The organism is Amycolatopsis sp. cmx-4-61, assembly GCF_046548775.1.
In the GTDB taxonomy this organism is placed as follows: Bacteria; Actinomycetota; Actinomycetes; order Mycobacteriales; family Pseudonocardiaceae; genus Amycolatopsis.
The window spans coordinates 194,752-210,034 of sequence record NZ_JAEBEI010000009.1 but is presented as its reverse complement, the minus strand read 5'-3'; the positions used below and the strand labels follow the sequence as shown (position 1 = coordinate 210,034).

General features: G+C 71.0%; 20 protein-coding genes and 1 pseudogene. 7 read left to right on the top strand and 14 right to left on the bottom strand.

Translation table 11 applies throughout. The features are described 5' to 3' along the window. Window positions 1–107: 107 nt before the first annotated feature. Window positions 108–596, top strand: coding sequence for a hypothetical protein (locus tag ACLJOU_RS25710; protein WP_410570618.1), 489 nt, complete (start codon window positions 108–110; stop codon window positions 594–596). Between the two features lie 75 nt (window positions 597–671). Here the strand turns inward: ACLJOU_RS25710 and ligA are convergent, their stop codons facing one another. Then, window positions 672–2,747 carry an NAD-dependent DNA ligase LigA gene (gene ligA, locus ACLJOU_RS25705; protein ID WP_410570617.1) on the bottom strand — a complete coding sequence of 692 codons (2,076 nt, stop codon included), beginning with the start codon at window positions 2,745–2,747 and terminating at the stop codon, window positions 672–674. 236 nt (window positions 2,748–2,983) lie between these two features. Here ligA and ACLJOU_RS25700 point away from each other — a divergent pair, with 236 nt between their 5' ends. After that, window positions 2,984–3,379 (top strand): hypothetical protein, encoded by a 396-nt coding sequence (locus tag ACLJOU_RS25700; RefSeq protein ID WP_410570615.1) that lies wholly within the window; start codon window positions 2,984–2,986, stop codon window positions 3,377–3,379. A gap of 90 nt (window positions 3,380–3,469) precedes the next feature. Here ACLJOU_RS25700 and ACLJOU_RS25695 read toward each other — a convergent pair whose 3' ends face one another. The 4 genes from ACLJOU_RS25695 to ACLJOU_RS25680 form a co-directional block, all read right to left on the bottom strand. Next, a complete protein-coding gene (locus tag ACLJOU_RS25695) occupies window positions 3,470–4,105 on the bottom strand; it encodes a hypothetical protein (RefSeq protein WP_410570613.1) in 636 nt (211 codons plus the stop codon). 75 nt (window positions 4,106–4,180) lie between these two features. Then, a complete protein-coding gene (locus tag ACLJOU_RS25690; protein ID WP_410570612.1) occupies window positions 4,181–4,513 on the bottom strand; it encodes a hypothetical protein in 333 nt (110 codons plus the stop codon). A 35-nt stretch (window positions 4,514–4,548) separates the two neighbouring features. Further along, complete coding sequence (locus tag ACLJOU_RS25685) at window positions 4,549–5,070, bottom strand: hypothetical protein (protein WP_410570611.1); 522 nt, start codon at window positions 5,068–5,070, stop codon at window positions 4,549–4,551. Between the two features lie 174 nt (window positions 5,071–5,244). Next, on the bottom strand, window positions 5,245–5,781 hold the full coding sequence (locus tag ACLJOU_RS25680) for a hypothetical protein (protein WP_410570610.1): 537 nt from the start codon (window positions 5,779–5,781) through the stop codon (window positions 5,245–5,247). Between the two features lie 463 nt (window positions 5,782–6,244). Here ACLJOU_RS25680 and ACLJOU_RS25675 point away from each other — a divergent pair, with 463 nt between their 5' ends. After that, a complete protein-coding gene (locus tag ACLJOU_RS25675) occupies window positions 6,245–6,592 on the top strand; it encodes a hypothetical protein (RefSeq protein ID WP_410570609.1) in 348 nt (115 codons plus the stop codon). A gap of 327 nt (window positions 6,593–6,919) precedes the next feature. Here ACLJOU_RS25675 and ACLJOU_RS25670 read toward each other — a convergent pair whose 3' ends face one another. The 3 genes from ACLJOU_RS25670 to ACLJOU_RS25660 form a co-directional block, all read right to left on the bottom strand. Then, window positions 6,920–7,852 (bottom strand): hypothetical protein, encoded by a 933-nt coding sequence (locus ACLJOU_RS25670; protein WP_410570608.1) that lies wholly within the window; start codon window positions 7,850–7,852, stop codon window positions 6,920–6,922. Between the two features lie 142 nt (window positions 7,853–7,994). Next, entirely contained in the window at window positions 7,995–8,444 is a 450-nt protein-coding gene (locus tag ACLJOU_RS25665) for a hypothetical protein (RefSeq protein WP_410570606.1), read from the bottom strand. A 264-nt stretch (window positions 8,445–8,708) separates the two neighbouring features. Continuing rightward, the gene (locus tag ACLJOU_RS25660) at window positions 8,709–8,897 is read right to left on the bottom strand and encodes a hypothetical protein (protein ID WP_410570605.1); all 189 of its coding nucleotides are present in this window, start codon (window positions 8,895–8,897) and stop codon (window positions 8,709–8,711) included. 617 nt (window positions 8,898–9,514) lie between these two features. Here ACLJOU_RS25660 and ACLJOU_RS25655 point away from each other — a divergent pair. Next, entirely contained in the window at window positions 9,515–10,180 is a 666-nt protein-coding gene (locus ACLJOU_RS25655; protein WP_410570604.1) for a hypothetical protein, read from the top strand. A gap of 180 nt (window positions 10,181–10,360) precedes the next feature. On the opposite strand, the gene ACLJOU_RS25650 is transcribed toward ACLJOU_RS25655, so the two are convergent. The 6 genes from ACLJOU_RS25650 to ACLJOU_RS25625 all read right to left on the bottom strand — a co-directional run bounded on the left by ACLJOU_RS25650 (window position 10,361) and on the right by ACLJOU_RS25625 (window position 13,944). After that, window positions 10,361–10,717 (bottom strand): hypothetical protein, encoded by a 357-nt coding sequence (locus ACLJOU_RS25650; RefSeq protein ID WP_410570602.1) that lies wholly within the window; start codon window positions 10,715–10,717, stop codon window positions 10,361–10,363. A 144-nt stretch (window positions 10,718–10,861) separates the two neighbouring features. Beyond that, window positions 10,862–11,137 (bottom strand): hypothetical protein, encoded by a 276-nt coding sequence (locus ACLJOU_RS25645; RefSeq protein ID WP_410570601.1) that lies wholly within the window; start codon window positions 11,135–11,137, stop codon window positions 10,862–10,864. Window positions 11,138–11,293: 156 nt separating this feature from the next. Continuing rightward, window positions 11,294–11,791 carry a hypothetical protein gene (locus ACLJOU_RS25640; RefSeq protein WP_410570599.1) on the bottom strand — a complete coding sequence of 166 codons (498 nt, stop codon included), beginning with the start codon at window positions 11,789–11,791 and terminating at the stop codon, window positions 11,294–11,296. 31 nt (window positions 11,792–11,822) lie between these two features. Next, entirely contained in the window at window positions 11,823–12,194 is a 372-nt protein-coding gene (locus ACLJOU_RS25635; RefSeq protein WP_410570597.1) for a hypothetical protein, read from the bottom strand. Continuing rightward, a complete protein-coding gene (locus ACLJOU_RS25630) occupies window positions 12,194–12,574 on the bottom strand; it encodes a hypothetical protein (RefSeq protein ID WP_410570595.1) in 381 nt (126 codons plus the stop codon). The genes ACLJOU_RS25635 and ACLJOU_RS25630 overlap by 1 nt, the downstream gene beginning before the upstream one ends. 65 nt (window positions 12,575–12,639) lie before the next feature. Beyond that, complete coding sequence (locus ACLJOU_RS25625; RefSeq protein WP_410570593.1) at window positions 12,640–13,944, bottom strand: hypothetical protein; 1,305 nt, start codon at window positions 13,942–13,944, stop codon at window positions 12,640–12,642. Between the two features lie 243 nt (window positions 13,945–14,187). Here ACLJOU_RS25625 and ACLJOU_RS25620 point away from each other — a divergent pair, with 243 nt between their 5' ends. From ACLJOU_RS25620 to ACLJOU_RS25610, 3 genes and pseudogenes are all read left to right on the top strand, one after another. Then, window positions 14,188–14,490 carry a hypothetical protein gene (locus ACLJOU_RS25620; protein ID WP_410570591.1) on the top strand — a complete coding sequence of 101 codons (303 nt, stop codon included), beginning with the start codon at window positions 14,188–14,190 and terminating at the stop codon, window positions 14,488–14,490. Then, a complete protein-coding gene (locus ACLJOU_RS25615) occupies window positions 14,491–14,943 on the top strand; it encodes a TauD/TfdA family dioxygenase (RefSeq protein WP_410570761.1) in 453 nt (150 codons plus the stop codon). It abuts the gene before it with no gap. A gap of 73 nt (window positions 14,944–15,016) precedes the next feature. Next, window positions 15,017–15,196 (top strand): annotated as a pseudogene (locus tag ACLJOU_RS25610) (FAD-dependent oxidoreductase); the annotation flags it as partial. Between the last annotated feature and the right edge of the window lie 87 nt (window positions 15,197–15,283).

Here is a 15,283-nt window from a genome sequence, read left to right as displayed (position 1 = left end):
TTGTTTGTGGCTGGCAGTAGCTGGCGATGCCGGCCCCACTGAACCAATCGGACTAGGCGTAACGTTTACCTCGTGAACTTGACTGCACTTGCGCTGGTGGTCGGGCCGTGACCGGCCGTGCCGCGCCCCAGTCGGGTGACGACACCGCCGAGGTGGTGTTCGTGGTGATCGCCCCGACGGGCGAGCTGCGTGAGGAGACCACGGACGGCCGTCCTGACGGGGACGATCCCGATCTGGAGGTGCCGTATCAATCCTCGCTCTGGACCGCGGTGCACGCCCTCATCGCCCCAGACTCGGTTCGCGTCGGCGGGATCCCGGTTGCGGAGCAAGACCTGCGCGCCAAGGTCATCGACAGCGACGTCGCGCGGGAGAATCCGGCGCTGTTCCCTCCGAATCCGTACGCGAGCGCGGTTCTGACCCTTCTGGGTGCGCGGTTGGAGAAGACCCTGCTGGGCACCGTGGCGATCGTGCGCGAGGAGGATCCAGAGACCGGGCTGACCGGATCGCTGGACACCAAGCAGCTGGAGGCGATTTGGAACGCCCACCGGACGGTGGTCGCCGGCGCGGGTGATGCCGCGCGCTGGCGGTTCTGCTGAAGTCCTTGGCCCGTCCGAGGCTGGGCCTCCTACATTCGCGGGAAACCCAGCCTCATCGCTGATGGACGGCTCCGGTCAGCTCGGCGTTCCCCCGGAGAAGTCGCGGGACATCCCGACGAACGTCTCTGCGGCCATGGTCGTCACGTTCAGCTGCTCGGCCTTGGCGAGCTTGCTGCGGGCCGAGGTGCCGGTGCCGACGATCAGGATGTCCGTCTTCGCACTGACCGACCCGGATACGGTGGCACCCAGTCGTTCGGCGGCCTCCTGCGCCTCGGTGCGGTTCATTCCCGGGACGGCGCCGGTGACCACCACCGTCTTACCCGCCAGGGGCCGGGACGCGTCAGCCGGGGCGTCGAGGTTCTCGGCCGTGGTGGTGATTCCCGCGGCGACCAGGCAACCGATGACCTTGGACTGCTCGGCCAGCCCCTCGAAGATCGTCCGGGCCTTCTCCGGCCCGATGCCGTCGACGCCGGCGAGATCATCGACGGTTGCGGCACGCAGAGCCTCGAGGGTCCGGAAATGACTGGCCAGCGTCCGGCCCATCCGCCGGCCGGTCATGCGGATGCCCAGCGCGGTGATGTGCCGGGCCAGCGGCTTCTCCTTCGCAGCGTCGATGCCCGCGACGAGTTTCTGCGCGGTGGCCATGCCGATGCGGCGGACGGCGCCTGCCTCGGAAGTGCGTGCTGCCCGGAAGTACGGCACCACGGCGATCTGCTGCGCGGTCAGCACGAACAGGTCCGCGAGGTCCCCGACCAGCTCGGCGGCGACGAGCGCGGCGGCGATCTCTTCCCCGAGTCCGTCGATGTCCCACACGTCCCGACTTGCCGCGTAGGTCAGAAGGGACACCAGCGAGCAGGCCGGCGTGACGCACCGCCACAGCTGGCCGCCGCGGTCCCAGGGCTGGTCGCACTGCGGGCAGGTCATGGGCGGTTGCCACGGTGCGACGCCGTCGGGGCGCTCGCCGACCACGGCGGTGATGCGCGGGATCACGTCTCCGGCGCGCATGACCGCGACCCGGGAGCCGACGCCGAGACCCTGCTGTTCGATCCAGGCGACGTTGTGCAGGCTGGCGCGGCGGATCGTCGTTCCGTTGACGGGCACCGGTTCGATGATGGCGGTGAACCCGGCCCGGCCGGTGCGGCCGACCGAGACCTCTATGTCGTGCAGGGTCGAGAACGCGGTGTCCGGCGGGAATTTGAAGGCCTTCGCCCATCTCGGTGCGCTGCTGTGGCTGCCCATGCCGGTTCGGACGCGTCGGGAGTCCACCTTGATCACCGCCCCGTCGACGGGGTAGCCGAGCTGTGGCCGCAGCTCGCCGACGGCGTCGATGGCCAGCTGCACATCCTCGATCCGCGTGCCGTGGATCAGCGTGCCGGCCGGCAGTGCTCCCATGGTCAGCATCGTCGCGGTGGTGATCCCGAGCAGTCGGGCGTAGCCCATGCGCTCGAGGTGGCTGTCGATCGGCTGGAGTTCGTCGCCGGTGATGGCGTAAGCGGCGAAGCTCATCGGGACGGTGTAGCGCCGGCCGACTTTGCGGATCGATCCGGCGACCGCGCCGCGGGGGTTCGCGAACGCCGGCTTGCCGCTGGCGGTGCGCGCGGTGTTGGCCTGCTCGAAGTCGACGGCAGTCATGTAGATCTCGCCGCGGACCGAGCCGGTCCACGGGTGGGGCAAGGTCCTCGGCAGGCCGGCGATGCCCGGTTCGCGGGTGACTTGGTGGGTGATGTCTTCGCCCGCGGTGCCGTCGCCGCGGGTGACCGCGCGGACCAGGCGGCCTTCGGCGTAGTCCAGGTGGCAGGCCATGCCGTCGAACTTGGCCTCGACCACCACGGTCGATCCGTTCAGCGACTCCACGAACTGGGCGACCTCGGCCTTCGTGGTGATCTTGTCCAGGCTGAGCATCGGCGTCGTGTGCCGCACCGCGCCTGCAGCGGCGCCGGGTGCGATGTCGGTGGTGACGCCCCGGCCGTTCCAGTCCGGGTGCAGCTGCTCGGTCGCGGCGATCCGCGCGACCAGCTGGTCGTACTCTCCGTCGGCCAGCACCAGGCCCGTGCCGTCGTGGTAGGCGGCGCCGGCGGTGCGGACGTGGTCGACGGCCTGGTCGAATTCGCTTCGTTCGGCGAACGGTGTCACGGTGTTCGGTGGACGCATGAGCGCTCTCCTCGGTGGTCAGGGTGCGTGGACCACGCAAGGTCGAGCGGGCCGGGAATGGCGCGGGGTCAAGGCTCGGCGGAGCCGACCGCGCAGCGGCTCGGCCTTGGCCCGCATTCCCGGTCTGCTCCGATGCCGTGGCCACGCCTCGGGCCACCAGCTGCGCCCGGGATACTCGGTGTGGCGTCCGCCGCTGGATGTGCGAGGGCGGCGACATGGAACCGGGGAGGAACATCATGGAGCGGCGAAATCAGATCGAGGTGTTGTTCGGGCCGGACTGCATGATCGACTGCATCAACGCCTCGATCGCGACGGAGCGGGCCGCGGCCGTGATCGACGCCTCCGGAGTGTCTCGGCAGGGCGGAACGGTGTACTTCACCGGCATTGCTCAGCGCTGTCTGGCCCACTACTTGCTCGCCGCCGCGATCCTCGGAGAAGGCGCGGTGACCGTCGTCGGCTGGGCTCGCGCGGACGACCAGCAGCCCTGGGACGTACTGGCGGGCCGGCCGGACGTCGTGCCGTCCGAGTGGGCGGGGGCACGCAGCGAGATCGCTCAGCTGCCGCCGGAGCAGAAGGTGGCCGTGTTCCTCACGCTGCGGACGGCGCTGGCTCCCGGCATCGCAGTCTCGTAGCTTCGGGACGCCAGATCAGTTCAGGTCCCTGACCTGGTCTTTGAGGATGATTCAAATCATATGGATTGACTTGGCCGCGGGGGCCGGGCGTCAACCGCGTTCGGCGAGGACGCGGGCGATGGCGGCGCGGAGGATGTCGCCGGTGGTGGTGATGTCGCTGCGCAGGGTGTCGCGGTACTGTTTGGCCAGTTCGTCCGGCGTCTCCCCCGGCCGTGGGTCGGGCAGTTCGGGTGAGTCCCCGAAGGTGTCGTAGAAGCGTTCGAGCTGGCTGACCAGGTCGAGGTTTTCCCAGTAGCAGGCACGCTCCAGTCGGGTGCCGACGTCGTCGGGCAGCACGACTCCGATGCGCCGGGTGGAGCTGCGGCCTTCTCCCGAGCCTGGCCGGCTCCTGCCTTGGATGTCGGTCGAGCCCCAGCGTCGCCCGGGTCCGCGTGCGGCCACCGGGACCGGGTCGTAGGGTCCGTGCCAGCCTCGCTGGTCGAGCTCGGCGATCACGGCGGGGGTGATGAAGGTGTCGCGGCTGGTCACGAGCTTGCCCGCCTCGACCGCGGCGGCGAACTTCTCCTTGTACCGGCCGCGTGCGATAGCGCGTTCGGTGGGCTTCTCGATTTCGGCAAGCCGCTGTTTCCGCGGCTTCCACCAGCGTCTGATCCGGGCCCGCTCGGCGTCCATCAGCGCGGCCAGCTTCTTACGCTGATCTGGGTCGATGTAGACGCCGAACTGCATTGTCAAATCATATGGTTTCACTGTCCGTGGGGCCAGCGGCACGCGGCGGCGAGGCCGGGTGCCGCTGGCGTCCCGTCATGGAGTGTCCGGCTCGCCGAATTCGCGCGTCCACGCGCCGAGCAGGCGTTCGCCTTCCGGCGACAGGCTCAGGATCTCCCGTTCGTCTGCGGTGGGCACCGCGGAGAGCAGGCCGTGCAGGTCCAGCTGGCGCACGGTGCGCTGGTGGATCGGGCTGGGCTCGTGGCCGGGTGCTTCGACGGTGTAGAGGTGGTCCGGCAGTCCGCTGGCGGGATCGGTCTTGCGCGGGTTGCGTCGGCGGGTCCACCGACGTTCGGTATCCGCGGTCGTGGCGACCTGGTACAGGAGGGCGTGCCGAAGTCGTCTGTACCCCAGGGTATTCTCACTCATCTTTGCTCCTTTGTGGACATAGGGGGCGGAGAAGGTCAGGAGAAGTCCTCGACTCCGCGGGGCAGCCGGAGGCTGCTGTCGCAGTGGCCGCAGGCGTACTGGTCGTGCACGAAGTCGGGCGTCTCGGCGGTGCCGTAGACGTAGCCGTCTTGCACGTGCAGGGGGTTGTAGCGGATGGCGACGTCGCGCGCGAAGATCTCGTCGGCGGTCTGGCAGACCGGGCACACGAGCTGCTCGCCGTTGATTTGGGCCATCGGTTTGTGGTGCAGGGCAACCCGCGCCGCAACCCAGGGACTGACGTCGTCGGCGTACCAGCCTCGCCAGATGCCGTCGGCGAGGTCCTGCGGGAACTCCCGGGTGATGTCGGCGAAGGCCAGGCTGGCGTCGAGCAGCCAGAGGGTGAAGTCGCGGTCGGTGCGACTGTTCTCGGCGACCTCCCGGCCGAAGTCGGCGTGTTCGAGCAGGATTTCGGCGGTGCGGCGGTCGCCGAAGCTCAGCTCGTCCCAGCTGCGGCGCTTCCTGGTGGCGGTGGAGTCGGATTCGGTGTTCTCGCTCATCTGCTGCTCCCTTGTCGGCGGCGTGGACGAGCGGTGCGGGCGGGCCGCCGGTGGCCGGTCAGGGCTCGGCGGAGCCGACCGCGCAGCGGCTCGGCCTTGGCCGGCGCCGCCGGGCGGCCTGCTTGGCTCGCCCGCTCACCACGCCGTCCGGGAAGGGCGCAGCGGCCGGCCGGGTCAGGCCCACTGGATCTCGCGGTGGTGCTGGGTGCACCAGTCGGCGAGTTCGTGCAGATGCTCCAGGAGGTCCTGGAGGTAGTTGGGCCAGCGGCCGCAGTCGGTGAACCGCGGGGTGGTCTCGTGCCACGGCGCGCCGTCGTCGGCCGGGGCGAGGGCCAGTGCGGTCAGCACGCGGCCGCGGAACTCCTCGGCCGTGGCGGAGCCGGCGAGCGGGCCGTTGTCGAACGGTTCGCGGTAGCCGAGGGCCTGCAGCAGCAGCGCGGCGTTGAGTCCGCTGACGTTGACGCTCGGGGATTCCTGCTCTTCGAGGGCCCAGATCGACAGGAAGCCGTCGGGGCAGAAGTCCGGCCAGGCGCAGCCAGGCAGGGGTTCGCGCCGCGTCCCGGCGGTGTTTTCACGGTCCTTGCGCTTGACCAGGTCAGCCAGGGCGTCGTCGTAGGTGCCGTAGCGCGGGGCGACGAGGGCCGCTTCGCGGCAGCAGGCGATCGAGAAGCCGATGACCGGGCCCAGTTCGGCGGTGAAGGTGATGGACATCGGGTGGGCTCCCTGGCCGGTCGGTGGTGCGCGGACCGGTGGCTGGCAGCGGGGCGGAGGCCGGGTGGGCAGGGCTCGGCGGAGCCGACCGCGCAGCGGCGTGGCCTTGCCGTCCCGGCCTCGGTTCTGCTGCTCTTCCTGGGCCGCGCGCCTGCTGGGATAGGAGCGCGAAGGTCTTCTCCTGCCCCGGCAGGGCCGGGGCACCTTCGTGGTGGGACTGCCCATGCCACCCGGCGTGGATCCCGTCGCGTCTGCCCTGGGGGCCATCGACGTCGCGATGGCCGCGCTCACCCAGGCCCGCAACGCCCTGACCGGCGGCGAGGAGCACACCGGCTGATGGCTCGCCCGCCGAGGATCCCGACGCCGCAATACACGCTCGAGCAGGCCATCTCGGCCGCGCGGGCGATCCGGGCGCAGCGCGGCGAGGCGAAGGATCCGGACCTGGACTTCCTTCCTGACGACCGTGCGGGACGACACCGACACCGACATCGACGACGTCGTCGACTTCGTCGGCGCGCATCGAGCCGGCCCGGCAGACGTGCGCGCCGCCGAGCTGCCCTACCGGGCGATGCTGGTCGCCTACCAGGACCAGCGCGACACCATGCGGAACAAGCGCCGGACGCTGGCGCTGCTGGACGCCGCCCGCTTGGTGCACGCGCCGTCGATGACTTACGGCCCGAAGATGGGGCTGCCGTCGCGGTCCGCGGTGCACAACCGGTGGAAGCGGCTGACCGTGGAGCTCAAGCTGGGCGGCCGGGCGCCGCGCACCCGCCGAGAAGGACCAGGAGAACCCGGCTGGACCGGTGGCTGACCGCGCACCGCGATGACCTGCTGGGCGTCGGGGAGACGCTGGTCGACCACCGGGAGTACCTGCTGACTCTGCTGGCGGATCCCGAGCAACGTCAGCAGCTGGCCGAAGCGATCGACCACGCCGGGGGAGAACCTGGGCCCACGGCCACGGCAGGCTTTCGCCGGCGCCGTCTCCTACGCCATGTTCTTGTTGCGGGACAACGGTCCCGCTGCCCGCCCGGCGGACCCGGTCGTGCGCGAGGAGATCGAGCGCGGGACACGGCTGCGGAACGCGTTCACCGAACTGAACTCCCCGACTGCCGGCGGCTCCGAGCCGGGTGATCGACGTTCAGCGGATCGAGTCGAGGAGCCCGCGGTAGGCGCGCTCGCCGCGCAGGGTGGTGGTGACCTCGCGCGGTGTTCGGCCGTCCACCAGCTCCCTGGCGTGGGCGTTGCGGATCGCCTGCTCGCATGCGGGCGGGTCCTGCGCGGTCCAGGCGCGCAGCACGCTGACGACGTCGCGCTGCTGTCCGCCGAGCGACTGCGGCTGATCGTCGACGTCGTGCGCGGCCACAACCACGACATCGTCGGTGAGGGCGGCGTGGTCGTCGACCAAGAGCCCGAGCGCGGCCAGCAGGCCACGTCCGCCGTGGCGCCAGAACATCGGCGAGCCACGATGTGCCTGGCGGCTGCGGATGCGCCAGACGAACTCCTTGGCCTCGGCCTGCTCGCCCTTGGCCAGTTCGGTGTCGAGGCCACCGGTGTCCAGGTCGAGGGCGCGGGTCTCCAGCCAGACGATCCAGTAGGCCAGCTCGTCGACGCCGGTGCGCTCGACGGCCGGGGTGCCGTTGCCGCGGGCGCGCAGGTGTCGGGCCCACCGGCGGCCCTCGTTGAGCCGGCCGCGCACGAAGGCCTCGGGGCCCTGCGCGTCGGCCATCCAGGTCAGCTCGTCGACCCGGTTGCGGCACCAGGTGTCCCAGTGGCGCAGCTCGGCCGCTCCGGACGGCCACGGCGGGCTGGATGCGGAGTAGTGGTCGACCGGCCGCGGGTCGCTCGGCGTCGCGGTCTCGAAGTCGCGCAGCCACTGCTCGGCTTCCTGCAGCGCGAGGTTCTCCTGGTCCGTGGTGCTCAGCTCGTCCCAGCGGGGCACGTGGCCGTGCATGGTGTCGCTGGCGCGGCGGTCCTGCGCGGCTTCGGCGCGGCGGAAGACGTCCACGGTGGTAACACCGGTCTGTGGATGGCAGAGCCGCGTGATCGCGGCGTTCAGCGTCGCGTTCGGCATCGTGTCTCCGGTCGGCTCGAGGTGCTGCGGCGGAACGTGCTGCTGGAAAGACGCTAGCCGGGCGCGGCAATGACGCGCCAGATCCTGGGGAGCGCGCCCCGGGGTTGCCGACCCGGATGGTTCCGGATCGGCACCCTGTGGGTCACGGGAGGCGGGGTTTCCAGCCCGGCGGCATCGCGGTCCTGGGCTGGCGGGGGTCGACCACGTAGTCGTAGCGCTTGCCCTCGGCCTCGCAGAACGCGACGTGCGCGAAGAACGCCGCGACCGCGGTTTCCTGATCGGGATGCTCGACGACGTTGATCTCGGCATCGTCTTCCCAGTACAGGATCCAGGCCCAGCGCTGGTCTCCGGCGGCCGTCCAGGGCGGGCTGGACAGCATGAACACGGCGGCGCGGACCTCGTAGTCGGGGCAGCGGATGTTCTGGAATGCCTCGAACTCGGCGGCGGTCGGGGTGAGTGCGTCGTCGAGCATCTCGCGTATCTCTGCGGCGACGTCCCTGATGTCGTTGCCGGGTTCCCACCAGGGTGTGACGGCGGTGGGGTACTTATCGGAGTAGCGGAAGACGCCAGCGTATCCGGGCGGGTTGGGCATGTGGTTCTCCTGGTCAGCACAGTGGTGGACGTCGTGCTGACCAGCGGGACGGGCCTGGGGGCGGGCGAGGCTCGGCGGAGCCGACCGCGCAGCGGCGCGGCCTTTCCCGCCTCCGGCCCGGGCTGCTCGGCTGGGGCGGCCACGACTGAGACCAGCCGAACATCCGGAAGCGCGGTGCGTCAGTCGCCGACGGCGCGGTCGAGACGCTGCGTCGCCCCGATCCGGACGGTCACGCGCCAGTGGATGGGGAAGGGGCGGGTTGTTTCACGCGGGCCGAGACCTGACGCGCCGGATGACGTCGGCGACGGCATCGTCGGCCGGCAGGGATCCGTCAGCGACGGCGAGCAGGCGCTGACGCTGCTCGTCGTCGAAGGTGATGCCCGCCAGGGCGTGGCTGCTCACCACGTCGGCGACGATCTGCTCCGCGTTCGGCCGAGCCCGTTCTGGGGCCATACCTGGAATTGTAGGAGTTCTCCCCCGGCACCGTCCGGGAACGCGGACCTGCCGGCCGTGGTGACTATGGTGCTGCCGGTGCGAGACCGCTGCGCCCGCACGACGACCGGCCGCTGCACGCCGACGAGCTGTACGTCGACGAGCCGAACAGCGGGGTGGGCTGGCAGTTGTGGTCGGACGGCGCCCCGTCGGTCGGGTACTGGTGCGTGCCATCTGATCGGGGCAGCGCCCGGCCGATGTCGCTGTCCGCGGCAGTCGAGAAGGCGATCGGCCTGGTGGTCGTAGCCGACAACCCGGAGGCCGCGACCGGGCGACCTGGCAGCAGCTGCTTACCGCGACCGAGTACCTGGCGACGACGGTCGAGGAGGCGGAAGAGGCGAGATTCAGCAGCGGCGAATCCCGCCGCGTTGGTCCGCCACGACCTCGCCCTGGCCGACGGCACGGTCCGCGTCTTGAGAGACGTGGTCAGCGGCTGGTGGTACCACGGCGAGGATGCCGATGTCGGCGAGCGCCACTGGATCAGTACGGACGAGACGGGAGCCCGGCGCTAGTACCTGGAGCAACTGCCGAAGTGCCAGTAAGACCCGACACGGTCAGCGGCAGCTACGCTCTGCGTCATGTCGGATACGGAACAGGCCGGGTCCTCGATCGACGCCTTCATAGCGTCCGTTGAACCTCGGCGCGCGGCCGTCCGCGCCGAGGCTGGTGCCACCGTCGAGTGGTGGCTGCCGTTCTATGAGTTCGCCGCCTCGTTGGAACCCGACCAGTTGGTCTTCTACGTCGCCGGCCTGGCCAAGCGGGTGCAGGTCCACCGCACCTCGCACGTCGACGAACTGACAATCGCCGCCCGCGTGCTCGAACGGCGCTATGCCACCAGGAAGGCGAGCTATCCGCTGGACCGGCGGTCGAACCCGCGGCTGGGCGACACCTTCGTCGATCATCCGCAGAAACCCGTGCAGAAGCAGGTGGGGCTGCACGTCCTGACTCGATGCGACCAATTCGCCTCGGCGACCTACGCCCAGGTGGCCGGTTGGTTCACGCGGTGGGGCCGTACGTTGGACGAGCGGGTCGGGACGAGCGCGATGAAGTTCTTCCCGGAGACGGAGCCGGACGACGTTCAGGCGCGGATTGTGCTCTACGGAACGCTCACCGCCGGGCCGGGCCCACTGCTCTACCGCACCGCAGGCAGCCCAGAGTGGAACAAGGCGGTCGACCACCTGCTCAGCCGCGTTGGCGCTCACATGCCGTTCCCGTGGGAGCCGGGCGGCTGGGACGGCGACTAAGCCTCTCGACGACGCAAGCTCGACGGCGGCCGCCCCGGCTTCCGTTGGCGGGAAACGGCGTTGAGCAATCGTTCGGCGCAGTGTCCGAACTGTCGACCGGTGCGCGTCCGGACACCAGCAACTCCCGGACTGTCGGCGCAGCGCCCGTCGAGCGGTCCCGCGTAATTCCTGCTGTCCGGATTACCTTGCGGACTCGTCGCTGGATCCACCACTGCGGAGACGGGCGATCACTCGCCCCGCTGCACCGGGTCCGTACCGTCGGTCGAAGCCGGTCACGTCCACCGATGACCCGCGAAAAACGACTTTCAGCAAGCGGCCGTGCACGTAGTCGAACCGAATGTGCTTGATTCGACGCCATCTTCGCCAGGACTGACCGTCCAGTTCTCCGTGCGTGCGCCACAGCGTTCGCGCCACGTCCGAGTTGGCCGTCTCCTCGTTGCGTGGATGCAGCGAACCCCGGCCAACGGCGGCCGCGTGGTTGTACAACGCCGCCAGGACCTGCTCCTTCGCGAGGCCAGCGATGTCGATCTCTGTCACGTGGACACGGTAACCGGGATCGGTGCCAAGCCCGCGCACCCCAGGGGGGTGCTCACGCCGGCGGCACGGGTCCGGGACCGGTCAAGCCAGCGGCCGTAGCCGCTGCGAGGCGTCGTCACACCACCCGCGGTGATCTGCAGTGCGTCATTCGCTGGGTTGGTCCGCGTCGTCGGTGACCATCTGGAGCCGGTTTCGTCCGACTTGTCCAGCCCGAAGCTGCGCGTCCATGTCGGCTCCGTACGCCTCCAGAGCCGTAGCGAGGGTGGCGGCTGCGTAAGCCGCCGCAGCCGCAGCCGCAGCATCGCCATCACCAGGGGATTCACTGAGGGAACGCAGGCAGAGGATGAGGTCGTCGAGATTGATCCACCGCTCACCGCCGTCAATGATCGAACGCAGCAGGGTGTGGATGTTGCTGGGCAATGCTTTCTCTCTCGTTTGGGACTTCGCACCTTCACTGAGTCCGTACGTAGTTCCGCTGGCCCCTTTGTACGAGAGGATCGGCCGTGTTGACGCGAGCGCCCATTCCGCAGCCACGGTCTCCTCACCACACGCCTCCGATCTCAGTCGCGGATCTGGTCACGATAGCCGCGAGCCTGGGCGGTCCGGATCCAGCTGCAGCCGCTGCAGGGCCGAGCGGATGCTGTCGACGGTCCGGCCCATATCCTTGGCGATCGCACGTAGCGCGGTGTTCGCGGCCTGGGTCGGGTCAGCGGCCAGCCATCGCTGGTGCAGATCGGCCTTGAGCTCGTCGGTCCAAGGCTGCCCGGCGTTGACTGGTTTCGGGCGTTCCGGTTTCGCCGCGCCGAGTGAGTCGTCGATGGTGACGCCGTAGGACTGGGCGATGCCGCCGAGAACCTCGGCCAGCAGCGGTCCGAGGTGAGGCAAGGCGGTGGCCGACACGGTCAGGGTGCCTTCGGTGGCCTCGCCCCCGGGGCCGGCGGCCAGGACGTCGATGACGACGGTGTCGATGCGGTCCTCCAGGCTGGCCACGGTGACCTGGTAGCGGCGGCCGGCTACCTCGAGGTTGCGCTGGAACTGGATCCGCGCGCTGTTGGCGCGGGTGGCGCTGGGCACGATGCTTTCTCCCCTCTCAAGGTCGATCCGGTCAGCGGGCGCTGCGGCGGATCCGCCACCAGCCGGGGTTCAGTGTGCGGGCCTGCTGCTCGATCTGGTCGACGACGTCGTCGGCGCCCGGCTGGTCGGGCGCGGTGGCCGGGGTGATCTGGAAGGTGCGGGAGTCGTTGCCGCCGCGGCTGCTGTGCACTCGCCGGGTGGCCCAGGCCGCGCGGGACAGCGCATCGACGCGGCGGGCCTGGTCGTCGTCCTCCGGGTCGCCGTGGTCCACGGTCAGGAACCGGTGTCCGGCGGCGGTCAGCTCGGCCTCGCCGATCAGCGCGGCCCGCGCGTGCGCTGCGATTTGCCGCTCGGCGCCGGCGAGGTCGAAGACGGCTTCGCCGAGCTCGGGTTCGGCGGCCATCACGCGGCCCCGGCGGCGCGGTCGAGGATGCGGAATCCGGTGGCGGTGCGTTCGACGGTCTGGCCGAGGACGATGACCGCGCGCCCGGCGGGCCGGTCGACGTGGAGCACGTCACTGCCCAGGTCGGGCGGGGTGTGCCCGCCGCACCAGGCGGCGAGGACGTCGCGGTTGTCCAGGCGCAGGGTCATCCGGTCCGGGCCGCCGGTCTCGACGGCGAGCGCGGCGTCGGGGAACTCCACCCGGAACTCTGTCGCCACCGTGTCGCCGGTGTAGAGGGCGAAGACGCCCCACTGGTCGGGCACGGCGAGGCCGAGGTGATCCAGCTCGTAGACGTCGTCCTGGTCGGTGAAGTGGGTGATGGTCTCGCTCGGCTCGGTCATGGTGGCTCCTTCGTCTCCGGTGGTGTGGTGCCCGGCGTGTGGCAGGTGCCGTTGGGTGGGCTCGATCAGTCGAGGTCGAACTCGCGGGCAAGGTCCTCGACTCCGTGCCGCAGGTCGGTGTGGGCGGTGACGGCCACCTGCAGTTGGCGGGCGGGATCGTCGTCGGGGTCCGGTGGGGATCCGGGGGTCTCGGCGGCCAGGCGCTGTAGCCGGGCGAGGCCGTCGCGGACGCGTTCCTGCAGCCGGGTGTGTTCGCCTTCGGCGGTGGCGAGGGTGCGGGCGTTCTCGACGAGCGCGGCGGCGTGCTCCTGGCCCAGCCGCTGCAGGGCTGCCGAATGCTCGGCGGCCTGGCGGGTGGTTTCCTCGCGCGCTGCCTGCACCTGTCCGGCGGCGTCCGCGCGGACCTCGTCGAGCTTGGCTTCGGCGGCGGTGCGGATCCGGTGGGTCTCGGCGACCGCCAGTTCCGCCCGCTCCCGTTCGCGCCCGGCCTGTTCCTGGGCTTCGCGCAGCTGCGCGGTGAGCTGCTCGACCAGGGTGGTCAGGGTGGTGTTCGCCCGGGTGAGCACGGTGGTCTGCCGGCGCGCGATGCGAGCGGCCAAGTCGGCCCGCTCGGCGCGGCTCTTCTGCTGTTCGGCGGCGGTCTCGGCCTTGCCCCGGGCAAGCTCGGCGGCGCGCTGGGCCTTCTCGGCCTCCTCGGCGGATTTCTCGGCGGCACGGACCTTGGTGTCGCGGTCGCGCACGGCGGCCTGCCGGTCGAGCACGGCCTGCTGAGCCTGCTCGTTCGCGGCGTCGCGCTCGCGCAGCGCGGCACGCTCGCGGCCGAGGGCTTCGGTTTCGGCGGCGGTGGCGCGCGCGGCTTCGGCCAGGGCGGTGGCGACGGTGCCGTCGAGCCGGTCACCGACGCCGGTCAGGGTGTCGGCCAGTCCGCCGAGCAGGGTGGCCAGGGGGCTGTCCGGGCCGAGCAGGCGCCCGGCGGTGGCGATCTGCTCGCCGAGGATCTCGAGGTCGGCGCCGGGGACGGCTTCGCGGCCGAAGACCCGCTCGTACTTCTCCTTGGCCGGGCCGAGCTCGCCGCAGGTGATGCCCTTGCTCTCCTCGTAGCCGCCGGCGCCGTCCGGGCAGTACTTGCGCGGCTTCTTCTGGGTCGCGGTGGGCGGGGGCAGCGGGTTCCCGCAGCAGGCGCAGTGCCGCACCCGGGGCGCCGTGCCCGGGGCCGGCCGGGCCCCGGCGGTTTCGTCACGGGTTTCGTCGGCCCGATCTGGCCGGGGGTCCCGGGATACCCCGTCCGGACGGCCGGTCGCAGCCGGATTTCCCTGGTCGCGCGGCGCGCGCAGGTGCTCATCGCCAGTCGGCGGCGTCTCCTCGGTCACCACGCCAGCCTAACACATCATTAAATTTAAAGTTGTCCGTATTAACTAGAAAATTACTACACTATATGTCATACGTAACCAGGGGTGAGAATGACTGTTATCACCCCCCTGCCCCACCGGGCGAGGCGAACGCCCGGGCGGGGCCCCCAGGGCCTGGGCGGTGTTGCCGTTCTGGGCCGCGGAGTAGCTCGCGGTGCACAGCAGCGATCCGTAGGTCGCCAGCAGCGGCGCCTCCGGGTCGCCGTGGTCACGATCGACACCCGCGTTCCCGCCGCTGCGAGCCTGACCACGGCCCTGGCCGAGGTCGAGCTGACCATGGACGCCCACGCGTGGGCCGCGCCCTGCGTGGCGGCCACCCGCGCCCGGCTGCGCACGGCGGGTGCCGGGCTGGTCCATGCCCTCGCCCACCGGCTCGACCTCGACGGCTGGGCGATCGCGGCGCTCCCGGCCGACCTGTCGGACGAGCGGCTGCGCCGCGCGGCCGCCGGAGTGCTGGCCGGGGTCGGGGGGCCGTTCTTCTCTATCGACGGCGGCCGCGGGCTGTGACTGGACGGGCTGTCCGGCCCCGACCGGAAACCGCACAGCTTCGGCGGCTTCGCCGCACAGGCCCTGCACATCGACGCGCCCAACGTCACCCGCCCGCCGGACTACACGAGCCTGCTCATGCTGCGCCCGGATCCGGCCGGCGGTGGGCACTCGGTCCTCGCCGATCTGCGCACAGCCGCGGTGCTGCTCGCCGACGACGACCGGGAGCTCCTGTACCGGCCGGTGTTCTTCGAGGGCCGCGCGACGCGGCTGCGCGGAGTCGGCGCTCCGCTGCTGCCGTTCCCGGTCCTCGAGGACGGTCCGGTGGGCGCCACGTGGATCCGGTGGGCCGGGAAGCTGCTGACCGACGACCGCAACACCGGGTTACGCCCGGTGCTGGCGCGTTTCGCCGCGGCTGCTGGACACCACCGCGCAGCGGGTCCGGCTGCGGCGCGGGGACCTGCTGATCGCTGACCAGCGCCGCGTCGCCCACAGGCGGACCGCTCTCGGCCGCCAGGACGGCGTCGCCGGCCGCGCGGCGGCTGCTGTGCCAGGCCAAGGCCCGGTTCGACGCCGACGCCCCGGTGCACCAGGCGGCGGTTTTGCGGAGCGCGGCGTGACCGGCCGGACGGCCGACGTCGTCGTCGTCGGAACCGGTGTGGTCGGACTGGCGGCCGCGCACGAACTGCTCGCCCGCGGCCTGACCGTCGCCGTGCTCGGCCCACACCCCGCAGTGTCCCCGGGGCAGGCCAGCGCGGCGGCCGGCGCGATGCTGTCGACCTTCTCCGAGGTCGACGCCACCCAATCCGCCGCG